The sequence below is a fragment of the Halobacillus andaensis genome, from assembly GCF_014636475.1.
GTDB lineage: Bacteria > Bacillota > Bacilli > Bacillales > Halobacillaceae > Halobacillus_A > Halobacillus_A andaensis.
Genome location: NZ_BMEL01000001.1, coordinates 330588 through 355633 on the forward strand (window position 1 = coordinate 330588; position 25046 = coordinate 355633).

Consider the following 25046-nt stretch of genomic DNA (forward strand, 5'->3'; position numbering starts at 1 on the left):
GGTGATGGAAATGTCAGATGAAGCAAAAGAACAAAGGAAAAAAGAGCCGCCGCAAAGTGTGCTGGCCAAGTCATTAACTATTGGTTTTGTCTCAGGTGTACTATGGAGTACATTAGGTGCGATTTCTTATTATTTTCATTTTTCTGAAGTATCTCCAGCTTCGTTCATTTTTCGATCGTTTTGGCAGACGAATTGGACGAGCTCTTTTTTAGCTGAAGTACTTGCGGTTATCATTGTAGGGTTATTGTCAATCTTAGTATCTCTTATATACTATTTAATATTAAAACGAAAAAATGGCATGTGGCCTGGACTGCTCTTGGGTGTGGTTGTATTTGCTGCTGTTTTCTTTGCTTTAAATCCTATATTTTCCGCTGTTCCTACATGGAGTGAAATAACAAGCGATACGTACGTAACGAGTGTTTGCCTATTCATCCTCTATGGAGTTTTCATAGGCTACTCGATTTCTTACGAGTTTCACGAGTATAATCAGCAGCCAAAGTGATGATATGCTCATAGTATGATAAAATAAATGAGGATATTCATTTTGGGAAAAGTAGGGTGGTTGGTTATTCGTGAAACGTTTGTTACTACTTAATGGACCTAATTTAAACAGGTTAGGTCAAAGAGAACCGGACACATACGGAACGGAAACTTTAGCTGATGTAATAAATAAGGTGAAAGCTGTAACGGATGAATACCAATATGAGTTGGAACATTTTCAGTCCAACCATGAAGGTGAACTTATCGATAAATTACACGAAACAGAAGGGGAAGTTTCGGGTATTGTTTTTAATCCAGCGGCTTATACTCACACGAGTGTTGCCTTGCGAGATGCTATTGCATCAATTACAGCTCCAGTTATTGAAGTTCATATTTCGAACGTTCATCAGCGAGAAGAATTTCGTCACCATTCGATGTTAGCGCCTGTATGTGAGGGACAAATTGTGGGCTTTGGCACAGACGGTTATCGGCTCGCAGCATTGGGGCTGCTAAAAAAGCTTTAAAAGCGAAGGGAGAATTTTTATGACTAAACTTGGTAAATTACGGGAAGCACTTGAAGAGCAAGGGATAGACGGATTACTTATCATGTCATCTAAAAATAGAAGGTATATCGCTAACTTTACAGGATCCTCCGGTGCTCTATTAATCACAGCAGATCAAGCACTTTTTATTACTGATTTTCGCTATACAGAACAAGCGGCTGAACAAGCAAATGGTTTTTCTATAATCGAGCATAAAATACCCTTACATGAAGAAGTAGCCGCTCAAGCAAATCAATTAGGAATCACTAAGTTAGGGTTTGAAAAAGAGTTACTTACATATGGGCAATATGATCTTTTCAACCAGCATGTGAAGGCGGATTTGACACCTACTTCAGGGCTGGTTGAGAAGTTACGCTTGATAAAGTCAGAAGATGAGCTTACTATATTAAAGGATGCAACTAAAATCGCTGATGACGCCTTCTCTCATATCTTAAATTACATAAAACCTGGGGTTAAAGAAATAGAAATTTCTAATGAACTTGAATTTTTTATGAGAAAACAGGGAGCTGCATCGTCTAGCTTTGATATTATCGTTGCTTCTGGATACAGGTCGGCATTACCACACGGTGTGGCTTCAGATAAAGAAATACAAACAGGTGAATTAGTAACGTTAGACTTCGGAGCCTTATACAATGGCTATTGCTCTGATATTACTCGTACGGTAGCGGTGGGCCAAATAAATGATAAGTTGAAAGAAATCTATGATACCGTTTTACAAGCTCAAATCAAAGGGATGGAAGGTTTAAAAGCTGGTATAACGGGGAAAGAAGCAGATGCATTGACTCGTGATTATATTAAAGGTAAAGGCTATGGTGACTATTTTGGTCATTCAACAGGGCACGGTATCGGACTAGATGTTCATGAAGGGCCGGGACTTTCTTATCGGTCTGATGTAGTTCTAGAACCAGGTATGGTTGTAACGGTTGAGCCAGGAATATATGTACCTAAAGTTGGCGGTTGTCGAATAGAAGACGATACAGTAGTGACCGAGACAGGCAATGAAACGTTAAGTCATTCACCGAAAGAATTAATTACGCTTTAATAGGAGGAATAAATATGATTTCAGTTAACGATTTTAAAACAGGACTTACAATTGAAGTAGACGGAAGTATTTGGCAGGTGGTTGAATTTCAACACGTAAAGCCTGGAAAAGGTGCTGCGTTCGTTCGCTCGAAGCTGCGAAACTTACGTAATGGAAATATCCAAGAAAAAACTTTCCGTGCAGGTGAGAAAGTAGAGAAAGCACATATCGAAAACCGTAAAATGCAGTATTTATATGGATCTGGAGATATGCATGCTTTTATGGATACTGAAACGTATGAGCAAGTTGAATTACCTACAGCTCAAATCTCTGAACAACTGAATTACTTGAAAGAGAATATGGAGGTTCAAATCCAAACATATGAAGGGGAAACCATTGGAGTAGAACTACCTAATAACGTTGAATTAAAAGTAGAAGAAACTGAGCCAGGAATTAAAGGTGATACGGCCAGCGGCGGTACGAAACCAGCGACACTGGAAACTGGATTAATTGTACAAGTACCATTTTTCATTAATGAGGGAGAAGTTTTACTCATTAATACCTCAGATGGTAAATATGTGTCTCGTGCTTAAATAAGAGACTAATAAGAGCAATCCCAACAGGGGTTGCTCTTAGGCTGTTGAACAAGCTTAGACAGATATAATGGATTGCATTTCTTCCATTTTGTGTGAAGAAAAGGAACAAGAAAAAGCGCCGCTTTCCGCGGGGCAAGACGGAAAGTCTCCTCGGTCTGCGACCTCCGGGGCCTCTCCTGTCTGCTCATCCCGCAGGAGTCGGCGCTTTTTCTGATCCTTTTATCAAAATGGCCTTTTGAAACCTTTGCAGAATGAATGCTCTGCTACTACCCCTGTATCCATAAGGGCACAGTTTGAGTAAGCGGCTTTTGCTAGTGACCTATTATCGGGAAAGGGTTGTAGGGAACGGGGAGACTCCTGTGGGAGGTACGAATAAGGTGTGACCTTGAGGGTTGTAAAGCCCGAGGAGGCACACCATTCGCCCATGGAAAGGGAGTCGTTTCCTAGAACCCTTTATTCTATCGAATGATTGAACCTTTCCCATGCATAAAAAAATGTAGAGAGAAAACTAAGGTTTCTCTACAAGCTGAGAGCAATCCCAACAGGGGTTGCTCTTTTTTTATCGTTCCTCTATCAACAGTCATATCTTTTAAGAGAGCACATACATATAAGGTAAAGAAGGAAAAGGAGACAACTTTTGATGAAGCAGATTATCCGTTTGTTTCCTGAGCATTATGCTCCTTTGTTAAGAAAACAAGTGAATTGGGACATCACTCAGGAGATTCGATTACGTGTGAATAAAGCACTAGAAGTAGTGGATGGAAATGGTGTGAAAACTATCGCGAATGGTGTCATCTCTTCTTCCGATCTATCATTTGTACTGAATCAAGTCAGTCAATTTTCGGTTTATAAATTTAAAGAAGAGATGAAGGAAGGATTTATCACCATTGAGGGGGGGCACCGAATAGGACTAGCAGGCAAAGCTAATGTGAATAACAGCGTGGTAGAAACTTTGAAGAATATTACGTTTATGAACATTCGAGTGGCGCATGATCATATCGACAATGCGAAGGAAATCATTCCTTATTTATTTAAGGAACGTAAGTGGTTGAGTACTCTTATCATTGGACCGCCTCATTCAGGTAAAACCACGGTTCTTCGTAATATTTCACGTTGGATAGGATGCGATAATAACTTTTCACAAGGCGCAAAAGTATGCATCGTGGATGAAAGGTCTGAACTGGCTGCCTGTCGAGAAGGAATTCCACAAATGAATGTAGGCAACCGTACTGACGTTATGGACAGCTGCCCGAAAGCTGTGGGCATGATGATGATGATTCGCTCTATGTCCCCTGAAGTTCTTATTGTAGATGAAATTGGGGGAATGGAAGATGCCTCAGCTGTAAAAGAAGCGGTGCACACTGGTGTTCAAGTGATCTGCAGTGTCCATGGACAAGATTTATCCACGGTAAAAAGAAGAAAAGACGTAGGACACTTACTTGAAGATGAAGTATTTGATCGTTACGTCATATTGGAGAGACTTAAAGCAAATTCTAGTTATTATTTAACTGTTTTAGATCGACAAGGCAAACAGATTGCCCAAGTGAAAGGGGAGGGAAATGATGGAATGGTTCGGGGCCCTAATCGTCTTAGTCGCCACAACATGGGTAGGTTTTGATATTGCGGCTAAATTTAGAAAGCGTCCTGGTCAGATCAGACAATGGAAAAGTGCTCTGCAAATGATTGAAGCTGAAATGGTTTATAGTCAGTCATCTTTGTGGGAAGTCTGTGAAAAACTTTCCGTTATACTTCCCCCACCCGTTTGTTATTTTTTTTCAGGTCTAATCAAAGAAAAAGATACTTGTACTGACTTTAGTGCATTATGGAGTTCAGAGTTAAGAAAGCATTGGTTCTGGAATGCAATGTCAAAGAGTGATCTTGATATTCTCATACAATTTGGAACAACAATCGGGCAGCACGATTTAACCCAGCAGCAAAAACAAATTAAGTTAACTACCCATCATCTAGACTTACAGCTAAATGAAGCAATTGAAAGTTCGAGCAAACATGAAAGACTAGCTCGCGGGGTGGGGGTGTTAAGTGGATTGTTAGTCGTTTTATTACTTATATGATGAGGGGGAGGGACCGTTGTGTTTCAAGACGCATCCATCCTATTTCAAATTGCTGGCATAGGAATTATCGTTGCTATGATCCATAGCATTTTGAAGCAAATGGGAAAAGAAGAGATCGCACAAGTCGTGACACTTACAGGATTTATCATCGTTTTATTTATAGTGCTGCACAGGCTGGCGGATTTATTTCAACAAATTAAATCGGTTTTCCTGTATCAAGGATAGACGGTTATGGATATTGTTCAAATCGTATCTTTAGGACTAGTTGCAAGCTTGCTCATTATTTTATTAAAAGAACATAAATCCTCTATAGCATTTTTGCTTTTGCTGTTCACAGTGATTCTCATATTTATAGCCGTCATTGATCACGTGAAATATATCTTCTCTCTTCTTCAATACATGGCTGAACAGGCACAAGTAGAGTCAATTTACTTCAAGACGATTTTAAAAATAATAGGTATCGCCTATATTACAGAGTTTGGCTCACAGTTGATTCGTGATGCTGGGTTAAACTCTTTAGCTTCTAAAGTAGAGCTCGCGGGGAAATTGTTTATCCTTATGCTGGCGATCCCTATCATTACAGCCTTAATTGAGACAATACTTGATTTTATACCTGGAGCTGCAGGTTAAGGATTGAGGTTTGAAATGAAAAAAATACTTTTACTTTGCTGTTTTAGTGTTGGAATAGTATTCATGCCAAATGTGTCGGAAGCCTCCACCTCTAACGATGAAGAAGTAAGGTCATTAATGGATCACGTCTCAACCGAAGAATTAGAGCAAAATTATGAGGAGCTTCATGAGCAATATGGTGAATATATGCCTAAAGTAGATTTTAATGATCTTAGTGGCTGGGGGAGCGAAGAACCTACAAATGCAGGTTGGATTTCTGGGATTGTATCTTTTTTATTCCATGAATTATTATCAAACGGCAAACTTTTAGGTGCGCTGCTGTTCCTCACTTTATTTAGCACCTTACTGCAAGCGATGCAATCTTCATTTGAGAATACTGTCGTTAGCAGAATCGCTTATATGGTGATCTATTTAGTGTTAATCGGCCTTGCGTTAGAAAGTTTTGGACAAGTTATTGAGTATACCCTAGGGGCCATAAACCAAATGAGCAGCTTCATGATTGGGCTGCTGCCTCTTTTATTAGGGATCATGGCGTCTTTTAGTCATCTTATGTCGATTTCTTTTTTTCATCCCATTATTGTGGCTTTAGTTCAATCAAGTGGGCTGCTCGTTAAATACGTTCTTATTCCCTTATTTGCGTCATCGGCATTACTACTTATCGTTGGCTCGTTGAATGAAGCTTTTAAGGTTGATCAATTAGCAGAATTAATGCGTAAGACTGGAATGGCGATCATGGGGGTCTACTTGACATTATTTCTAGGAGTTATTTCTGTGCAAGGAACAGTTACTGCTGTGCAGGACGGGGTCACGATGAAGACGGCGAGGTTTGTTACAGGCAACTTTGTACCTGTTGTAGGTCGGCTGTTTACGGATGCAACCGATACTATTTTAGGAGCCTCTCTCATATTGAAAAATACATTAGGAATCGCAGGCGTGGTCATTCTATTAGGCATTTCTTTATTTCCTGCATTGAAAATTTTAGCAATCGCCCTTATCTATAAACTGGCAGCTGCACTTCTACAGCCAGTAGGAGATGGCCCAGTGGTAACCGCAATGGCAGTCGTTAGTAAACACATGATGTATATATTTGCTGCATTGCTGATGGTATCCATGATGTTTTTCTTAGTTATCGTCATTATGGTCGCAGCCAGTAATATAACAATGATGGTTCGATAAGGTGGATGTCTTATGCAAGTTTTTATCCAGTGGATCATAGAAATCGTTCTATTTCTACTATTAGCGATGGTTGCCGATGCTCTGCTTCCATCTGGTCTAATGAAAAAGTACGCAAGATTAGTGATGGCGATTTTATTATTGCTTGTCATTGTAGACCCTCTGCTTCACTTCCTAAAGCTTGATCCTAACCAGATCCTATATTCAGTAGAGAGGCAAATGGAAGCAAGTATGGAAACGGAACAACTAACAGGGGAAATAGAAGAAAAGAAAAATGAAATATTGAATGGACAAGATGCATATACATTACAACAGGTGAAGGAAGCCATAGTTGATCAGCTTCAAGAGCCTATAGAAAGTAGTGAACAAGTAACGGTGGAAGCGGTGGATCTAACTTTTTTTCAAACCCCACACTCCTTAGAGTCACTGGACAAGCTTGTGTTATTCATATCCTCAACAGAAGAGGGGGGATCTGTTGAGGAAGTTATTATCTCAGCAACAGATGAAGAAAAGAGAGCTGAAAAGCCACAATTTGAAGAAGATTCAATTAAAGAGTTAGCGGCTCAACAATTGGATCTTACTAAGGAACAAATTGAAATACGCTGGGAGGAAGATCATGAGTAATTGGTTGAGTAAGCTGTTAAGTCCTTTATCTTCAAAAGAAGGACAGAAACTAAACAAGCCAAAATACCTGATCATTATAGGATTAGTAGGTGTGATGTTCATCTTACTTAGCAACTGGTTCCAAACGCCAAACCCTACTGCCCCGCCTCCTCCAACAAATGAAAGTTCAGCTTCAGAGGAGGAGACTGAAGACATATCACTATCTGTTGATCAGCTCGAAAGTGAGTATGAACAACAACTTAAGCCCCTTCTTGAAAACATACAAGGCGTAAGTGATGTGGATTTAATGATCAATCTAGCTGCCACGGAGGAGAAAGTGTATGACAAAAACTTAATTATTGGAAAGCAAACTACAAAAGAAACGGACAAGAATGGAGGCGAACGAGAGATTGAGGATTATTCGAAGGAACAGCAGTTAGTACTTGTAAGACAAGGTGATCGAGAAGTGCCTTTGCTTACAAAAACGAACAAGCCTGATGTTAGCGGGGTGTTCGTTACGGCAAAAGGAGTTGAACAGATGAAAGTGAAAGAATGGGTAGTTGAAGCTGTGTCTCGTGTACTTGATGTACCCAGCCACAGGGTTTCAGTATTACCTAAATCATAGGGAGGGTTTCTCTTGGTAAAAAAACAAACGGTATGGCTGTTAACGATGTTAAGTTTACTCATTGTATTAAGTGTTTATTACATGACGTCACCTGATAACGGGGAAATGGCTTTCATTCAAGACGATGAGTGGCAAGATGGAGAAAACGTAGAAGAAGGTACAACAGAAGATGTAGTAACTTCGGAATTATCTACTGATGAATTGTTTGCCTCGATCCGCCTTGAGAAGCAAAATGAAAGAGATCAGAAGTCAGAGCAGCTTTCAGAAATCGTAGCTTCTAGTGATTACTCGGCAGAAGAGAAAAATGATGCTATGGAAGAAATGGAGACTTTACAGGAAACTTCTTCTAAAGAATCCATTTTAGAAAATACTATTCGAGCAAGCATTCCATATGAGGATGTATTAGTAAGAGCTGAAGACGAAGTGATTCAAGTAACTGTTCAGGCCGAAGAGCTTACGAAATCCGAAACGAGAGAGATTATGCAAATGGTCTCAGACGAATTTGGTCAAATGCGTGTGGAAGTGAAGTTTCAACCAACATCATAAATATTAAATCTCCTTTGCCAATTGGCAAAGGAGATTTTTATTTAGCTTAGTGAAGTGAAAGGAAAGTTGCAGGAGAGTGGTATTATATCGTAAAATGTTAGAAGGAGTTATTAGTACCAGTTATAAAAGCTATATACATAAAGGGGTGCCCAACATGTTAAAGGTTCAAGAAATACGAGAACTAATTAAATTGATTGATGATTCACAAATCGATGAATTTTCATATGAAGCAAATGGAACAAAGGTATGTATGAAGAAGAGCGGAGGAAAAGTTGTAACAGAAGCTCCTGTACAACAAAAACCAGCACCAAAAGCTGAACCAGAGGTTAGCGAAGCATCTCAGCCGAAAGAAGAAGCACCAAAAGCTGAGGAAAAGCAAGAGCCACAGAAGGAGAAAGCAGACTACGATAAAGAAATTACTTCTCCGATGGTAGGGACATTTTATGAGTCACCTTCTCCAGATCAAGGCGCCTACGTGAAAGTTGGCGATCAAGTAAAACAAGATTCAGTTGTATGTATAGTTGAAGCCATGAAGCTATTTAACGAAATCGAAGCAGAAGTATCAGGGGAAATCGTTGAAATCCTCGTAAAAGATGGCGAGCTCGTCGAGTATGGTCAACCATTATTTCGAGTGAAGACAGCATAGTCGGGGGGTTATTGTCATGATAAAAAAAGTACTGATTGCGAACCGTGGTGAAATCGCGGTTCGGATTATCCGTGCCTGTAAAGAAATGGGATTAGAAACTGTAGCTGTATATTCAGAAGCTGATAAAGAAGCTTTACATGTCCAAATTGCCGATGAAGCCTATTGTGTTGGTCCTACGTTAAGTAAAGATAGTTATTTAAATTACACAAATATTATGAGCTTAGCTACATTAACACAAACAGATGCTATTCACCCGGGCTATGGCTTCTTAGCTGAAAATGCTGAATTTGCCGAGATGTGTGAAGAGTGCAGCATTACGTTTGTTGGTCCTTCATCATATGCGATTCAAAAGATGGGAACCAAAGATGTAGCTCGTGAAACGATGCGAGAAGCAGGAGTGCCAGTTGTACCTGGCTCTAAAGGAATTATTAAAGATGTTGAAGAGGGTAAGCAAATAGCTGAAGAAATCGGCTATCCTGTTATTATTAAAGCAACTGCCGGCGGTGGCGGAAAAGGTATTCGAGTGGCAAGAACGGAAGAAGATCTTGAAAAAGGGATTAGAGTAACCCAGCAAGAAGCGGAGACTGCTTTTGGAAACCCGGGTGTCTACATTGAGAAATTTATTGAAGACTTTCGCCATGTCGAGATTCAGGTGTTAGCTGATAATCATGGAAATGCCGTACATTTAGGTGAAAGAGATTGTTCCATTCAGCGCCGCTTGCAAAAATTAATTGAAGAGACACCATCTCCTGCAATTGACCCAACTATGCGTGCAAAAATGGGAGATGCAGCAGTAAAGGCTGCTCTTGCGGTTGATTATTCTGGTGCAGGAACCGTGGAATTTATTTTTGATCAGAAAGACCAAACATTCTATTTTATGGAAATGAACACTCGAATACAAGTAGAACATCCTGTGACAGAGATGGTTACAGGGGTCGACCTTATTAAAGAGCAATTAAAAGTTGCGAATAACGAGAAGTTATCTTTTACACAAGATGAGATTCAATTCGAAGGCTGGGCTATGGAGTGCAGGATAAATGCAGAAGATCCTTTTAAAAACTTTATGCCATCAGCCGGAACGATTGAGATGTATTTACCTCCAGGAGGGTTTGGTGTGCGTGTAGATTCTGCCGCTTATCCTGGATATATGATCCCTCCTTACTATGATTCAATGGTAGCCAAATTGATTACTTATGGTAAAGATCGTCAAGAAGCTGTACAAAGAATGAAGCGAGCCCTAGATGAATTTGTCGTGGAAGGGGTCAAGACTACGATTCCATTCCATCAACGAATGATGGAACATGACGTATTTGTACAAGGGGATTTCAACACTAAATTCCTTGAGAATTATAAAGTTCTGGAGGACGAATAATTAAGGAGTGGTCAGAAATGGACGAAAGACAATTGTTAAACGTTACAGAAGGTTCAACTCTTGGTAATGTAGAGATTGCTCCAGAAGTGATTGAAGTAATTGCTGGCATAGCTGTTTCTGAAGTGGCAGGCGTAGCAGCTATGCGAGGTAATTTCGCCACAGGTGTTGTTGAAAGACTAGGCAAAAAAAGCCATGGAAAAGGTGTAAAAGTGGAACTTGATGAAGAAGGAATATTAATTGATGCGTATGTGGTAATGGACTACGGAATTTCTATACCAGAAACCGCTCAAAAAATTCAAGATAATACACGTCAAGCACTAAAAAACATGACAGCGCTTGAAATTAAAGAAATTAACGTTCATGTTGTAGGAGTGCAAATGGAATCAAAAGAAGAAGCGGCAACAGAAGAAGAGTAATCTTAAAAGGCCAGCAGCAGGGTGTTCACCCTGGACTGGTCTTTTATTAATGGTGAATAGCATTTAAGAATTGAAAATGTTATGATTCTATCGGATATGACATTAAAGGAGAAAAAGACCGATGAAACGACGATTAGCAAGAGAAAAAGCATTTCAAGCGCTTTTCCAAATGAATTCCAGTGAAATAGGTGCTGATGAAGCCATTGCACACGTCCTCAATGATGAAGGGAAAGATGCCTTTTTAACCGAGTTGGTTGAAGGTGTGCTTGAACACAGGAATGAAATTGATGATTGGATTGAAACACACTTAGAAAATTGGACATTCACTCGACTAGCTCGGGTTGAAAAAACTTTGCTTCGAATGGCCGCTTACGAAATTAAATTTAATGAGGATGTTCCCTCTCAGGTGGCAATCAATGAAGCTGTTGAGCTTGCGAAAATATTTGGAGAAGATCAATCAGGTAAGTTTGTTAATGGCGTATTATCTAAAATGGTGAAGTAGGAAGGGGAATTTAAGTATGTCAGCAGAAGTTATTTACGGTAAAGATCTAGCTACTCAAATTCGACAAGAAATGAAAGAAGAAGTTGCCTCTTTAAGTAAAGAAGGGATTCACCCTAAGCTCGTAGTTATTATCGTAGGGGAAGATCCAGCCTCTCAATCGTATGTCAAAGGAAAGCAACGTGCCTCTGAGAATATAGGTATGGAATCAGATTTATTAGAACTTTCGGCAGATACTTCTCAAGAAAAATTATTAGAGACGATTGAGCAGTTAAATTCAGATTCTGCTGTACATGGCATTCTTGTGCAGCTTCCACTCCCTGACCAGATTGATGAGCAAAAAGTAATTGAAGCCATCGATCCCAAAAAAGATGTTGATGGTTTCCATCCTATTAATGTAGGAAAGTTAATGACGGGCCAAGAAACGTTTTATCCATGTACACCTTATGGAATACTTGTCATGCTTAAGCGAGCCAACGTTACGATTGAAGGCAAGCATGTGGTAGTCGTGGGGCGCAGCAATTTAGTTGGTAAGCCTGTGGGACAGCTTTTACTTAATGAAAATGCTACAGTTACCTACTGTCATTCGCGTACAAAAAACATGAAAGAATTAACACAACAAGCTGATATACTTATCGTTGCAGTTGGAAAACCTCATATGATAACAGGGGAAGATATAGCAGAAGGAGCTGTCGTGATTGATGTGGGAGTAAACCGCGTCGATGGTAAATTGACTGGTGATGTTGATTTTGAATCAGCTTCAGAAAAGGCTTCTTACATTACACCTGTGCCCAAAGGAGTAGGTCCCATGACGATCACAATGCTTCTGCATAATACCATTAAGGCTGCCAAGTGGATTCATAACCGGTAAGGAGACATGTGAAGTGAATGATCGTTATTTAACCGTTACGGCTCTTACAAAGTACATTAAGAAGAAGCTTTCCTATGATCCTCACCTTAAGGAAGTATGGCTGCGCGGAGAGGTTTCTAATTTTAAGCATCACACCCGCGGCCATATGTACCTTTCTTTAAAGGACGAACATGCAAGAATTCAAGCTGTCATGTTTGCGGGAAATAATCGAACATTAAAGTTTACTCCTGAAAATGGAATGAATGTCCTGGTCCGTGGTGAGATAAATGTTTATGAACCAATGGGCAGTTATCAGCTGTATATTCAGGATATGCAGCCAGACGGTATCGGGGCTCTATATTTAGCTTTTGAACAGTTAAAAGAAAAGCTTCAAAAAGAAGGGTTATTTAGTGTAGAAAGAAAGAAAACAATTCCTGCTTATCCCAAACATATAGGAGTTATTACGTCACCGACAGGGGCTGCCATCCGTGATATCCTAACGACGATAAAGCGTAGATATCCCATTGTGAAAGTATCAATCTTACCTGTACTCGTTCAAGGTAAATCGGCCGCCAATTCGGTTAATAAAGCAATACAATATGCGAACGACCATTTAGATTGTGACGTGCTGATTGTTGGAAGGGGAGGAGGTTCCCTGGAGGACTTATGGGGCTTTAATGAAGAAATAGTGGCTAGAGCAATTGCCAATTCCGAAACACCTATTATATCCGCCGTAGGTCATGAAACAGATACCACTATTAGTGACTTCGTAGCAGATATAAGGGCGGCCACACCGACAGGAGCTGCAGAACTAGCTGTACCTTCTCTTATTGAATTAAGAGATCGTGTCCAGAACGTAAAGAGAAGGTTACAAAGAGCAATGGACGTCGATCGTTCTACTGCTAAAGAAAAATTAAACCGACTAGTGAAGTCCTATGCGTTTAAATACCCTGAACAATTAATGAGGCAAAAAGAACAGGATTTAGATCGGATGATTGAACGTTTATCACAAAATGTAAACAATGTTAAAAAACAACAAACTGAACGGTTCGTTTATTTAACGAATCGTCTTCTTCAGCAGCATCCGCAAACAGAAATTGAAGCCAAACAAAAGCAGCTTCAAGAAGTGACGAAGCTTTTGCAAACACAATTTCAACATAAATTGACTACTAAAAAAGATCAATTTCGCTCAAAGCTTGAAAAATTGACCTTACTCAATCCTTTGGACACGATGAAGCGTGGTTATGCAATTCCGTATACGCACAACAATCAAGTGATTAAAACAGTGAATCAAGTAACTAAAGGCGATGATGTTAAAGTAACGGTTAAAGACGGTACCATAAATTGTGAAGTGGTTGATGTAAAGGAGGAGAAAAAATGAGTGAAGAACAAGAAGCAATTAGCTTTGAAGAAGCTATGCGTCAACTTGAGCAATTGGTAGAAAAACTCGAGACAGGAGAAGTTCCTTTAGAGAAAGCCATTCAATATTATCAAGAAGGAATGAAGCTGTCTAAAGTTTGTAATGAAAAATTAAGTACAGTAGAGAAACAAATGCACCAGATTTTAAATGAGCATGGAGAGTTTGAGTCGTTCGATGTTCAGGAGGAAGAGTAGTGGAAAGCTTAATGCCGTTTTTAGATAAGTATAAACGCTTAGTGAATTCAGAGTTAGAAAGACATATAAGGGTAAATACTAATGAAGGTCGTCTGCAGAATGCGATGCTCTACTCAATTCTAGCAGGTGGCAAACGCCTTCGCCCTATCCTTTTAATGGCTACCATCGAAGCTTTTCAAAAAGATGCTAGAAAAGGTGTAAGTGTAGCTTGCGCATTAGAAATGATTCACACATACTCCTTAATTCATGACGATCTTCCAGCTATGGATAATGATGATTTAAGAAGAGGTCAGCCTACGAATCATAAGAAATTTGATGAGGCGACGGCTATTCTTGCAGGCGATGCTCTTCTGACATTAAGTTTTCAAGTTATTTCTAATGCAGAAGAATTAACCAGTGAAGAAAAAGTCTTCATCATTAGTAAATTGTCTGCTGCTAGTGGACCTAAGGGGATGGTAGATGGTCAAATGAAGGATATGAATAGTGAGAACCAAACCATCCCCTTAGAAGAATTAGAAAACATCCATAAACACAAAACAGGGGACCTGTTAAAGTTTGCTGTGTTATCAGGTGCTTATTTAGCACATGCTAATGAGCACGAGATGTCCGAAATGACGACGATGGCCGAGGCTTTAGGACTCCTCTTCCAAATACAAGATGACATTTTAGATGTCATAGGAGATGCTGAAGCTATAGGGAAACCAACAGGAAGCGACGAAGGAAATTATAAAAGTACATACCCACAGCTTTTAGGTTTAGAAGGAGCAATTAATCAGAGAGATCACTATGGACAGATCGCACAAAACTCTTTACACCAAGCAGGAGTGAACGGAACGGTATTATCAGAATTAATCAACTATTTAAGCCAGCGTGACCGCTAAAGTTATGCCAGCGTTTTTTTATTGAGGAAGTTGAACGATTGTGGTATATTTGATCTACAAAAGGAATGGTGCAGTATTCTAGTCGGCCCTCCGTTCCTGAAGGCGGGCCTAAAAATCCGCCGAAGGGCACATCGATGAAGTTCCTTGTGTCGGCTTGAGGCGCCCAGCCTTGGGTCGGTGCTGGGAGTTAAGGTTGCAGGGCGATCCACAAAGGCATGTGGGCGTTGACCCTGCTTCCGCGGAGGCCCATCTTTGTAAGAGTTTCTAAGCCGGAGTCTCTTATGAAATGGGGTATGAACCTACTTTTATATGGAGGAATATCTGTATAAGTAGCGTAGCCTGCCTTGAGTGGTTTTGAGGGGATTATAGTCATGGACCATTCAAAACTTTAGATGGCCACTAGAGTTTGAATCGGTAACTATATGAAATCTAAACTGCAAAAGAGGCTAAGGAACGGCTAAAGGCTGTCGGGGAAATCCCCTAGGCTGTTCTATGGACGTGAATCGAGAATTATAGTACGGACTAAGTGGTAATCTAGTCCAACTTCCGGAAACGGAGTTGATTCGGATTTAAAGGGGAACCGCCAGAATGGTGACATTCGGTATCCGGATGGGAAAACCTACTAGACCTAAGCCGTAATTTTTACTCGATTGGCGACCATTCCTTTCTTACATAAGTCGTATTTATAAATATTGAGGTTGAAAATGGACAATAAATTTAGAAAATCCTTAAAGTTTAGTATTAGTATTGCCGTTATCACTTTTGTGTTAGCGGCTATTTTTTCAATAATCTCTTCTTCCGTATTAACTGAGGTTGTATGGGGGATTGGATTAATTATCGTACTCCTCATTGTATTTACTGGGGTAGTTTTTGATATGCTAGGAATAGCAGCAACTGCAGCCTCAGAGCCCCCATTTCACGCAATGGCCGCTGAAAAGATTCCCGGAGCTAAAGAAGCTATTATCATCGTTAGAAACGCAGATCGCTTCGCAAGTTTCTGTAACGACGTAATAGGGGATATATCTGGTATAGTGAGTGGAACAGCCACAGCTGTTGTTGTCATTCAATTAGCTAACGTTTTCGGTCATTCCGATGGTTCAACCGTTCAAATCACACTGTCAGTAGTATTGACGAGTATTGTTGCAGCATTAACTGTTGGTGGTAAGGCTGTTGGTAAATTTCTTGCCATACATTCTTCGACAAAGATTATTTTTATGACTGCTCGAGTGATTGCGTGGATTGAATCAAACTTTAAAATAAACATACTTTCCGCTTCAACAAAATCCACTCGAAAATCACGATAAAAATAAGGGGGTCCATTTATGGATCTGTACAAGATTAAAGATCCTTCTTTTGTGAAGGGAATGTCAATTGATCAATTAAATGAACTATCTGCAGAAGTAAGAAAATTTTTGATCGAAAATTTGTCTTCAACTGGAGGTCATTTAGGAGCAAATTTGGGCGTTGTTGAATTAACACTTGCTCTGCATAAAGTATATGAAAGCCCTAAAGACCGTTTTCTTTTTGATGTCGGACATCAGTCCTATATCCATAAAATCTTAACAGGACGAGCAGGAAAATTTGATACGCTCCGTCAATACCAAGGTCTTTGCGGGTTCCCCAAACGTAATGAGAGCGAGCATGATGTTTGGGAAACCGGTCATAGTTCGACCTCTCTTTCGGCTGCTATGGGAATGGCGATCGCAAGGGACTTAAATGAAGAAGACCACTCGATTCTTCCGATTATTGGAGATGGAGCATTAACAGGGGGAATGGCCCTTGAAGCTTTAAACCACATCGGAGATGAGAAAAAGAATGTAACCGTTATCTTAAACGATAACGAAATGTCCATCGCTAAGAATGTGGGTGCTCTTCATAGTGCTCTAGGACGCATGCGAAGCGCAGGCAAATACAATCGAGCAAAAGATGATTTAGAATGGCTCCTAAAACGGATTCCTGCTGTTGGCGGAAAGCTTGCTCAAGCTGCTGAACGCCTTAAAGACAGCATGAAGTATTTTGTTGTTCCAGGAATGTTTTTTGAGGAACTAGGTTTTACTTATTACGGCCCTGTTGATGGCCATGATTATCATGACTTATTAGAAAATCTGAATTACGCGAAGAAAACAGAAGGCCCTGTTATTATTCATGTGATTACTCAAAAGGGGAAAGGCTATCATCCTGCAGAATCTGATCAAAAAGATAAGTGGCACGGTGTAGGTCCATATAAAATTGAATCTGGAGAGAAGATTAAAGCAGTCGATTCTCCTCCTGCTTGGAGTGAAGTAATTAGTGAAACGCTAAGAAAAGAAGCGCGTAAAGATAAAAGAGTTGTTGCAGTCACTCCTGCAATGGTACTTGGTTCTAAATTAGAAAAATTCCAGGCCGAATTTCCGGACAGACTATTTGATGTTGGTATAGCAGAACAACATGCAACAACATTATCGGCAGGTTTAGCTACTCAGGGTATGAAACCTTTCTTAGCTATTTATTCTACATTCCTTCAGCGAGGTTATGATCAAGTGATCCATGATGTGGCTCGCCAAAATCTAAATGTGATGTTCGGTATTGATCGTGCCGGACTTGTTGGAGCTGATGGAGAAACACATCAAGGCGTATTTGATGTAGCTTTCTTACGTTCGGTTCCTAATATGGTTGTCATGATGCCGAAAGATGAAAATGAAGGACAGCATATGGTTCACACGGCCGTAAATTACGATGACGGTCCAATAGCTGTGCGCTACCCTCGAGGCAATGGAAATGGAGTAGAAATGGACGAAGATCTTATAACTATCCCAGTCGGAAGCTGGGAAGTGCTGCAAGAAGGAACAGATGCAGTGATTTTAACATTTGGAACGACTATCTCTATGGCGCTTGAGGCAAGTAAACGTTTACGAAAAGAAGGTTTATCTGTCCGTGTCGTTAATGCACGATTTATTAAACCGTTAGATGAGCCGATGCTTCACGATATTATGAAAGACAACCTTCCGATCCTAACAGTCGAAGAAGCGGTTCTTCAAGGAGGATTTGGTTCAAGCGTGCTTGAATTCAAAGAAGAGAATAACTATACTTCTTGGATTAAACGCTTAGGCGTTCCTGACCGATTTATTGAGCATGGAAGTGTACCTAAGCTTTGGGAAGAAATCGGGCTAACAGAAGATAATATTATTAAACAAATAAAAGGAATTACTTTAACTAAACAGCAAAGGGCTTAATATAAATGGGAAAAAAAGTACGGTTAGATGTTCTACTAGTTGAAAAAGGACTTATAGAAACAAGAGAAAAAGCTAAACGAACAATAATGGCTGGGCTGGTTTTCCAAGAGCAAGTTCGTTTAGATAAACCTGGTGTGAAGATCGATGAAAATGCGGAAATTACGATTAAAGGAAGACCTTTGCCGTATGTAAGTCGCGGTGGACTAAAGCTAGAGAAAGCTTTAAACGATTTTAATCTTAATATTCAAGGTAAAATTATGATTGATGTCGGCTCCTCAACAGGTGGGTTTACTGATTGTGCGTTACAAAATGGCGTGGCACGAAGTTATGCCGTAGATGTGGGCTACAATCAGCTGGATTGGAAGCTTAGAAATCATGAGCAAGTTATTGTGATGGAACGGACGAATTTTCGGTATATGACGTTAGATGATTTAAAACATGGGCAGCCTGAATTTGCGACGATTGATGTATCTTTCATCTCATTAAGAATTATCCTCCCGGTTCTTGCATCGCTAATAAAAGATGGAAGTGATGTAGTTGCATTGATTAAACCGCAGTTTGAAGCAGGTCGAGAGCAAGTTGGAAAAAAAGGCATCGTTCGAGAGCCTAAAGTCCATAAGAATGTAGTATCCAATATTTTAACGTTCGCTCAGGAACACGGTTATAAAACGAAAGCCTTAACCTTTTCACCGATTACAGGCGGAGATGGAAATATTGAGTTTTTAGCTCACTTTCGGTATGGAACAGCATCGGAAGAACCGGGGCCTGCAATTGATATTGATGAAATTGTAAAAGAAGCGCACGATAAACATAAAAAGTAATGAAAAAGAGGCTCACAGGCAGCCTCTTTTATTAAAGCAGATATAGTTTAGGGAGGGTGAATATGAATAAAGGGCAGCGCCATATAAAGATTCGAGAATTAATTACGAATGATGACATTGAGACACAAGATGAATTAGTCGATCGTTTAAAGGGTATGGGATATAACGTAACTCAGGCCACAGTTTCAAGAGATATTAAAGAACTTCACTTAGTTAAAGTTCCTATGATGGATGGGCGCTATAAATATAGTCTCCCTGCTGATCAACGTTTTAATCCATTAGAAAAACTTAAACGTTTAATGATGGATGCGTTTGTTAGCATTGATCGAGCTGGTCACTTCATAATTTTGAAAACATTACCAGGTAATGCTAACGCAGTGGGTGCTCTGATTGATAACCTTGAATGGGAAGAAATTATGGGTACAATTTGCGGAGATGACACATGCCTTATTATTTGCAGAAGTCAGGAACAAACCGAGGATATAAGTGAACAGCTGTTAAATATGCTATAAACTGAGGTGACTCACTTCATGCTAACAGAATTGTCAATTAAAGACTTTGCTATTATTGATCAAGTGTCTATTCATTTTAAAGAAGGGTTAACGGTTCTAACAGGTGAGACTGGAGCTGGGAAATCAATCATTATTGATGCTATTCAGCTATTATCAGGTTCACGTGGTTCTGTGGAATTTGTTCGCCATGGTACAAATAAAGCGGATATAGAAGGATTATTTACAGTTGAAAAGCATCACCCTGTTTATTTGAAGGGAGAACATTACGGGGTTGAGATTGATGATGGTATGATTGTTCTTCAACGCACAATAACCAGTCAAGGGAAGAGCATTTGCAGAGTAAACGGCAAACTTGTTACGTTAGGGATTCTAAAAGAATTTGGCCGTTCCCTTATCGATATTCACAGTCAGCATGAAACTCAATCATTAATGGATCCTGAACGGCACATTGAGTTATTGGATTTATATGCGCGCGACGAAATAGAACGTACATTGGCGGATTACACAATGCTATACAATCAGCTTAGTACCTTAAAGAAACGACACAAAGAATTAAGTGAAAACGAGCAGGAAATGGCGCAAAGGTTGGATTTGCTTGAGTTTCAATTTAGGGAACTGCAAGAAGCGGAGCTTTCTCCTTTAGAAGACGAGCAGTTAACCGAGGAACGGCAAAAGCTTATGAATTATGAAAAGCTTTATCAAGGCATTCATGACGCCTATTATGCTTTATACGGTGAACAGCGAGGTTTGGATTGGCTAAGTCATGCGATGTCTTCTCTTGAAGGTGCGGCAAATTACGATAGCCAAGTCGAGAAATTATCTGAAGAGATGACGAATTCTTATTATTTAGTTGAAGAACTGAGTTTTCAGCTAAGTTCCCAGATGGCTGAGCTTGAATTTGACCCAGACCGGCTGGATTTTATAGAATCTCGTTTAAACGAGCTAAACCGATTAAAGAAAAAGTACGGGCAAACTGTAGAAGACATGATGGAATACATGTCTCGGATCGAAGAAGAGATCGATGAAATACAAAACAAAGACTCTCATTTATCTCGTCTTCAGACTGAAATTGATGAGTGCGGAGAAGATGCTGTCCTGGAAGCCAAACATCTACATGACATTCGTAAAGGTGCATCCCAACAGCTTATAAATTCAATTCACCACGAATTGAAGGACTTGTATTTAGAAAAAGCAGCCTTTGACGTTGGATTTAGTGTTAAAGAAGGAAATACAACAGACCCATCAATAAATGGAAAGTCAGTAAAACTTCACAAAAAAGGTATGGATATTATTTCTTTTTTAATTACCACTAATCCTGGGGAACCTTTAAAAGAAATACATAAAACAGCATCTGGTGGAGAGTTATCCCGAATCATGTTAGCTTTAAAGCGGATTTTTTCCAAGCATCAAGGCGTTACAAGTGTTATTTTTGATGAAGTGGACACGGGGGTAAGCGGCAGAGTGGCTCAAGCCATTGCTGAAAAGATTTATGGGATTTCTGAAGGCTCTCAAGTGCTTTGTATCTCTCACTTGCCTCAGGTGGCTGCTATGGCAGATACGCATGTCAGAATAGAAAAGAAAGTTGAAAATGACCGTACTTCTACCGTTGTAAAAGAGTTATCGGATAAAGATAAAGCGGATGAAATATCCCGGATGATTACGGGTGCTGAATTGACGGCTACGACAGTTGAGCACGCAAAAGAATTATTATCACTAGCGAATAAACATAAGCAAAACGCATGAATATATTCATGCGTTTTTTCTTTTGGTGAATGTTTCATGACTAGGGAAACCATCCTATATTTTCTGTGATTATGCTCGTTTAAAAAAGTGCTTTAAGGCCCACATTATAAGTAAGCCAAATGATTGGTTCAGGAGTAAAAAGGAGTGGTAGACCTTGGATAAAAAACAGAGGGTGAAATATATTCTAGGCTCCATGCTCCTGTTGATGATGCTTGTTATTCCTTTATTAAGTCCACTTCAAGAGTATATATCAATTCCAACCGAGATCAACCTGTCTTCATCACAGCCAGTAAATGCCTCAATGAGTGATGAGGAAGGTTCAGTCCCTGCCTTTTCTATGGAGAAAACAAACACCTCAAACGCTATATTCCACGAGTATGCTGGAATTCCTGTTAAAAAAACAGATATGAAGCGAGTAAAAAATATTCGATTAGTTCCAGGGGGACAATCGGTAGGTGTAGAGTTACAGACAAAAGGTGTATTAGTGGTCGGTCACCACCTTGTTAGTGAAAATAAAGATCAACAGACATCACCGGGAGAGAATGGAGACATTCAAGTAGGAGATATTCTTTTAAAAGGGAATGGTAAAGAATTAAATCATATGGAAGACCTCTCCACTATCGTTAAAGAAGCTGGAGAGAAAAATAAAGGTGTGAAATTTGACGTTAAGCGTGGTGAAGAAACGTTTAATACCACGATTAAACCTGAAGAGAATAAAAAAGAGGATCAGTTCCAAATAGGCCTTTATGTTCGTGATTCTGCAGCAGGAATTGGGACGATGACTTTTTATGATCCCGATACGAAGAAATACGGTGCTCTTGGGCATGTGATTGCAGATATGGATACAAAGAAGCCAATCGAAATTCATGAAGGAACAATTGTGAATTCTCGAGTAACTTCAATTCAAAAAGGGAATCAAGGAGTTCCGGGAGAGAAGAAAGCAGAGTTTTCATTAACAGATGATCGAATGGGAACGATAACAAAAAATAGCTCTTTTGGGGTCTTTGGTGAATTAGAAAATCCAATTAAAAACGATCAATATAAAGATGGTTTACCCATTGCTTTGGATGATGAAATTGAAGAAGGACCAGCTAAAATTCTCACCGTTTTAAATGGGGACAAGTTACAATCGTTTGATGTTGAAATTGTCCGCAATATGCCAAAGGATTCACCTGTGACTAAAGGAATGGTAGTAAAAATTACGGACCCAGAATTACTGGATAAAACCGGCGGTATAGTGCAAGGGATGAGTGGGAGCCCAATTATTCAAAATGATAAAATTATTGGTGCTGTAACCCATGTATTTGTAAATGATCCTACTTCAGGATACGGTGTTCACATTGAATGGATGCTAGAAGAAGCTGGTATTGATATTTATGAAAACGTACAGGATAAAGCAAGTTAAAGGATAGGGAGCTCAAAAAGAGCTCTCTATTTTTTGTTCGACAAAATTCGACAATAATAAATTTAGATTGTTGAAAAATATCGAATTAAATAGAAAATAAGAGCAAATAGAAGCATTTTCAAGATAATCTTATTTTTTACAAATAAATTTGATATAATAAAGAGGGTTACCATTCCTGATGTCGAATTCATATAGTAAGTCAGGATTATTTTGTAAGGAGGAAGGGTAAATGGATAAAATTAAAGTGTGTTTAGCTGATGATAACCGTGAACTAGTAAGACTTCTGGAGGATTATTTCTCAGATGCTAAAGATATTGAAGTAATTGGTACGGCGTTCAATGGCAGAGATTGCTTGGAAATGTTAAAGGAAAAGAAACCGGATGTTCTCATTCTTGATATTATTATGCCGCATGTTGATGGACTAGCTGTCTTACAGGAACTAAAAGGCAGAGAGCAATCGCCGGAAGTTATTATGCTCACTGCTTTTGGACAAGAAGAAGTGACGAAAAAAGCTGTGGAGTTAGGTGCTGCTTACTTTATGATGAAACCGTTTGATTTGGACCACTTAGGGGAGCAAGTTAGACAGATTAAACATGTGGGAGATCCAATCAATCGCGCAATGGGAAGCAGTTATACGAGGTCGAAAAAGCCTGATTTAGACACAAGTATTACCCATATTATTCATGAAGTAGGAGTTCCTGCACACATTAAGGGTTACCTGTATTTAAGAGAAGCCATTACTATGGTGTATACAGACATTGACCTTCTTGGTTCCATTACAAAAGTCCTTTACCCAGACATTGCTGCTAAATACAATACGACGGCCTCAAGAGTAGAACGAGCCATACGTCATGCCATAGAGGTAGCTTGGAACCGTGGAAATATTGAAGCTATTTCTTCCTTGTTTGGCTACACGATCTCCTCTACGAAAGCAAAACCGACAAACAGTGAATTTATTGCGATGGTTGCTGATCGTTTAAGATTAGAACATAAAGCATCTTAATAGGAATAAATAAAGATTCTCCTCATCCGTGAGGGGAATTTTTATTTCATCTTCTCGACAGATTATGGTACAATTCTTAATTATTAGACACTTTAGTTCATCATAACAGGGAGTTGTAACAATGAAAGTCGTAAAATTTGGCGGCAGTTCAGTTGCCGATGCCAATCAATTAAGAAAAGTAACTGAAATTATTAAAGCTGATCCTGAAAGAAAAGCTATTGTTGTATCAGCGCCAGGAAAAAGGCACTCGAAAGATACTAAAACCACAGACCTTTTAATAGCTCTTGGGGAATCTGTACAAATTAATGTAAAGAATCAAGTCATTTACGATCAAGTGATTGAACGCTTTGCCTCTATTATAAGAGAACTTGAATTGGATCACTCCATATTAAGCACGATTCAAGAGAGAATTGATGCCGCTTGTGCTCTTATTAAAACCGATCTTAAAAGAGGTATGGATTCTTTAAAATCTTGTGGAGAAGACGGTACAGCACTTATGTTAAGTGCCTACTTGAACAAGAGGGAACTGGAATCTTCTTATGTAAACCCGAAGGATGCAGGCATTTTTGTGAGTGACCAGCCTGGCGGTGCTTTGGTATTAGATGAAAGTTTCGATCAGCTCTATAAGTTAAGGGAAAGAGAGGGAATTCTTGTAATCCCTGGATTCTTTGGCTATACGCTAGAAGGAGATTTAGTCACCTTTTCCCGCGGTGGATCCGATATTACAGGCTCCATAGTAGCTGCAGGTATGAAAGTGGATTTATATGAAAACTTTACAGATGTAGACTCTGTTTACTGTGTTAACCCGATGATTGTAGATCAGCCTAAAGAGTTAAAAACATTAACCTATCGGGAAATGCGTGAATTGTCTTATGCAGGCTTTTCCGTTTTCCATGATGAAGCATTAATTCCTGCATTTAAAGAAAAAATACCTGTGTGTATTAAGAATACGAATAACCCTAGCGGTGATGGAACAATGATTGTAGCAGAACTTCCTGAAAGAGAAGGCCACGTGGCTGGTATAGCAAGTGACTCAGGGTTCTTAAATCTATATGTAAGCAAATACTTAATGAACCGTGAAGTAGGTTTTGGTCGTAAGCTGCTACAAATCCTTGAAGAGGAAGGCATTTCATTTGAACACGCTCCATCTGGAATTGATGATATGTCTGTCATTATTAGGGATCATCAGCTTCCTCAAGAGAAGGAAGAGTGTGTTAAAGAGCGAATCATGAAGGAATTAGATGTAGATACCATTTCGATCGAACGTGATATGGGAATGATTATGATTGTAGGAGAAGGCATGAACGAAGCCATTGGTATAGCCGGCAAGGCTACTACGGCATTCAGAGATGCTGAAGTGAATATTGATATGATTAACCAGGGCTCTTCAGAAGTGTCCATGATGTTTGGGATTAAAGCAGAGGACTTAAATCGGGCTGTTCAATCACTATATCGCGCATTTTTCTAAAACAAAAAGATTGGAACGATGCAGGCATGATATCACTCGGTTCCTCGATTATGGTTTAGAGAAAAGGAACGGAAAAAGCGCCGTTTTCCGCGATCTCCGGGGCCTCTCTCCTGGCTGATCGTCCCGCAGGAGTCGTCACTTTTCCGTTCCCTTTTGATCAAAATAGGCGTTCGCAACTATTGAAGTATGAAGCCTCGTTGAAGAGGAGAGCCTAGCTGCCACTTGGTCACGCAAGGAATGTTTACACTTTCAAGATAAAAGAGAAAACTAAAGCTTCTATACAATCTAAGCGGGA

The 25046-nt window shown here is 39.6% G+C and carries 28 protein-coding genes; all 28 read left to right on the plus strand.

Features of this window, described 5'->3' with window-relative positions; translation table 11 throughout:
* The first annotated feature begins 10 nt into the window (after positions 1-10).
* The 28 genes from IEV27_RS01720 to IEV27_RS01855 all read left to right on the plus strand — a co-directional run bounded on the left by IEV27_RS01720 (position 11) and on the right by IEV27_RS01855 (position 24751).
* Complete coding sequence (locus IEV27_RS01720) at positions 11-502, plus strand: YqhR family membrane protein (RefSeq protein ID WP_188375724.1); 492 nt, start codon at positions 11-13, stop codon at positions 500-502.
* Positions 503-572: 70 nt separating this feature from the next.
* Positions 573-1004 (plus strand): type II 3-dehydroquinate dehydratase, encoded by a 432-nt coding sequence (aroQ, locus tag IEV27_RS01725; RefSeq protein ID WP_188375725.1) that lies wholly within the window; start codon positions 573-575, stop codon positions 1002-1004.
* Positions 1005-1023: 19 nt separating this feature from the next.
* Positions 1024-2085 (plus strand): M24 family metallopeptidase, encoded by a 1062-nt coding sequence (locus IEV27_RS01730; protein WP_188375726.1) that lies wholly within the window; start codon positions 1024-1026, stop codon positions 2083-2085.
* A 14-nt stretch (positions 2086-2099) separates the two neighbouring features.
* A complete protein-coding gene (gene efp / locus IEV27_RS01735) occupies positions 2100-2657 on the plus strand; it encodes an elongation factor P (protein ID WP_188375727.1) in 558 nt (185 codons plus the stop codon).
* Positions 2658-3300: 643 nt separating this feature from the next.
* Positions 3301-4278, plus strand: a complete 978-nt coding sequence (gene spoIIIAA / locus IEV27_RS01740; protein ID WP_188375728.1) for a stage III sporulation protein AA — start codon at positions 3301-3303, stop codon at positions 4276-4278.
* Entirely contained in the window at positions 4223-4732 is a 510-nt protein-coding gene (spoIIIAB, locus tag IEV27_RS01745) for a stage III sporulation protein SpoIIIAB (RefSeq protein ID WP_188375729.1), read from the plus strand. The genes spoIIIAA and spoIIIAB overlap by 56 nt, the downstream gene beginning before the upstream one ends.
* A gap of 18 nt (positions 4733-4750) precedes the next feature.
* Positions 4751-4957 carry a stage III sporulation protein AC gene (gene spoIIIAC, locus IEV27_RS01750; RefSeq protein ID WP_101844256.1) on the plus strand — a complete coding sequence of 69 codons (207 nt, stop codon included), beginning with the start codon at positions 4751-4753 and terminating at the stop codon, positions 4955-4957.
* A 6-nt stretch (positions 4958-4963) separates the two neighbouring features.
* The gene (spoIIIAD, locus tag IEV27_RS01755) at positions 4964-5362 is read left to right on the plus strand and encodes a stage III sporulation protein AD (RefSeq protein WP_188375730.1); all 399 of its coding nucleotides are present in this window, start codon (positions 4964-4966) and stop codon (positions 5360-5362) included.
* Positions 5363-5377: 15 nt separating this feature from the next.
* Positions 5378-6538, plus strand: coding sequence for a stage III sporulation protein AE (spoIIIAE, locus tag IEV27_RS01760; RefSeq protein ID WP_188375731.1), 1161 nt, complete (start codon positions 5378-5380; stop codon positions 6536-6538).
* Between the two features lie 12 nt (positions 6539-6550).
* Complete coding sequence (gene spoIIIAF, locus IEV27_RS01765) at positions 6551-7159, plus strand: stage III sporulation protein AF (protein ID WP_188375732.1); 609 nt, start codon at positions 6551-6553, stop codon at positions 7157-7159.
* Positions 7152-7763 (plus strand): stage III sporulation protein AG, encoded by a 612-nt coding sequence (gene spoIIIAG / locus IEV27_RS01770; RefSeq protein WP_188375733.1) that lies wholly within the window; start codon positions 7152-7154, stop codon positions 7761-7763. Before spoIIIAF ends, spoIIIAG begins: the two co-directional genes overlap by 8 nt.
* 12 nt (positions 7764-7775) lie before the next feature.
* On the plus strand, positions 7776-8309 hold the full coding sequence (locus tag IEV27_RS01775; protein ID WP_188375734.1) for a SpoIIIAH-like family protein: 534 nt from the start codon (positions 7776-7778) through the stop codon (positions 8307-8309).
* A 154-nt stretch (positions 8310-8463) separates the two neighbouring features.
* The gene (gene accB / locus IEV27_RS01780) at positions 8464-8955 is read left to right on the plus strand and encodes an acetyl-CoA carboxylase biotin carboxyl carrier protein (protein WP_188375735.1); all 492 of its coding nucleotides are present in this window, start codon (positions 8464-8466) and stop codon (positions 8953-8955) included.
* A gap of 16 nt (positions 8956-8971) precedes the next feature.
* Positions 8972-10327, plus strand: coding sequence for an acetyl-CoA carboxylase biotin carboxylase subunit (accC, locus tag IEV27_RS01785; RefSeq protein WP_188375736.1), 1356 nt, complete (start codon positions 8972-8974; stop codon positions 10325-10327).
* A 17-nt stretch (positions 10328-10344) separates the two neighbouring features.
* Positions 10345-10743 carry an Asp23/Gls24 family envelope stress response protein gene (locus IEV27_RS01790; protein ID WP_188375737.1) on the plus strand — a complete coding sequence of 133 codons (399 nt, stop codon included), beginning with the start codon at positions 10345-10347 and terminating at the stop codon, positions 10741-10743.
* Positions 10744-10864: 121 nt separating this feature from the next.
* Positions 10865-11245 (plus strand): transcription antitermination factor NusB, encoded by a 381-nt coding sequence (nusB, locus tag IEV27_RS01795; protein WP_188375738.1) that lies wholly within the window; start codon positions 10865-10867, stop codon positions 11243-11245.
* Between the two features lie 16 nt (positions 11246-11261).
* Positions 11262-12113 (plus strand): bifunctional methylenetetrahydrofolate dehydrogenase/methenyltetrahydrofolate cyclohydrolase FolD, encoded by an 852-nt coding sequence (folD, locus tag IEV27_RS01800; RefSeq protein WP_188375739.1) that lies wholly within the window; start codon positions 11262-11264, stop codon positions 12111-12113.
* Positions 12114-12126: 13 nt separating this feature from the next.
* Positions 12127-13473, plus strand: coding sequence for an exodeoxyribonuclease VII large subunit (gene xseA / locus IEV27_RS01805; RefSeq protein ID WP_188375740.1), 1347 nt, complete (start codon positions 12127-12129; stop codon positions 13471-13473).
* Positions 13470-13706 carry an exodeoxyribonuclease VII small subunit gene (locus IEV27_RS01810; protein ID WP_188375741.1) on the plus strand — a complete coding sequence of 79 codons (237 nt, stop codon included), beginning with the start codon at positions 13470-13472 and terminating at the stop codon, positions 13704-13706. Before xseA ends, IEV27_RS01810 begins: the two co-directional genes overlap by 4 nt.
* Positions 13706-14587: a polyprenyl synthetase family protein gene (locus IEV27_RS01815; protein ID WP_229734805.1), complete on the plus strand. Its 882-nt coding sequence runs from the start codon at positions 13706-13708 to the stop codon at positions 14585-14587. Before IEV27_RS01810 ends, IEV27_RS01815 begins: the two co-directional genes overlap by 1 nt.
* A 704-nt stretch (positions 14588-15291) precedes the next feature.
* Positions 15292-15891 (plus strand): hypothetical protein, encoded by a 600-nt coding sequence (locus IEV27_RS01820; RefSeq protein WP_188376787.1) that lies wholly within the window; start codon positions 15292-15294, stop codon positions 15889-15891.
* Positions 15892-15909: 18 nt separating this feature from the next.
* Entirely contained in the window at positions 15910-17799 is a 1890-nt protein-coding gene (dxs, locus tag IEV27_RS01825; protein WP_188375742.1) for a 1-deoxy-D-xylulose-5-phosphate synthase, read from the plus strand.
* Positions 17800-17804: 5 nt separating this feature from the next.
* Positions 17805-18620 (plus strand): TlyA family RNA methyltransferase, encoded by an 816-nt coding sequence (locus IEV27_RS01830; protein WP_188375743.1) that lies wholly within the window; start codon positions 17805-17807, stop codon positions 18618-18620.
* Between the two features lie 62 nt (positions 18621-18682).
* Positions 18683-19132 (plus strand): transcriptional regulator AhrC/ArgR, encoded by a 450-nt coding sequence (gene ahrC, locus IEV27_RS01835; protein ID WP_188375744.1) that lies wholly within the window; start codon positions 18683-18685, stop codon positions 19130-19132.
* An 18-nt stretch (positions 19133-19150) separates the two neighbouring features.
* On the plus strand, positions 19151-20875 hold the full coding sequence (recN, locus tag IEV27_RS01840; RefSeq protein WP_188375745.1) for a DNA repair protein RecN: 1725 nt from the start codon (positions 19151-19153) through the stop codon (positions 20873-20875).
* 154 nt (positions 20876-21029) lie between these two features.
* A complete protein-coding gene (gene spoIVB, locus IEV27_RS01845; RefSeq protein WP_188375746.1) occupies positions 21030-22280 on the plus strand; it encodes a SpoIVB peptidase in 1251 nt (416 codons plus the stop codon).
* A 229-nt stretch (positions 22281-22509) separates the two neighbouring features.
* Positions 22510-23283 (plus strand): sporulation transcription factor Spo0A, encoded by a 774-nt coding sequence (spo0A, locus tag IEV27_RS01850; RefSeq protein WP_188375747.1) that lies wholly within the window; start codon positions 22510-22512, stop codon positions 23281-23283.
* A gap of 121 nt (positions 23284-23404) precedes the next feature.
* Complete coding sequence (locus IEV27_RS01855; protein ID WP_188375748.1) at positions 23405-24751, plus strand: aspartate kinase; 1347 nt, start codon at positions 23405-23407, stop codon at positions 24749-24751.
* Positions 24752-25046 lie beyond the last annotated feature (295 nt).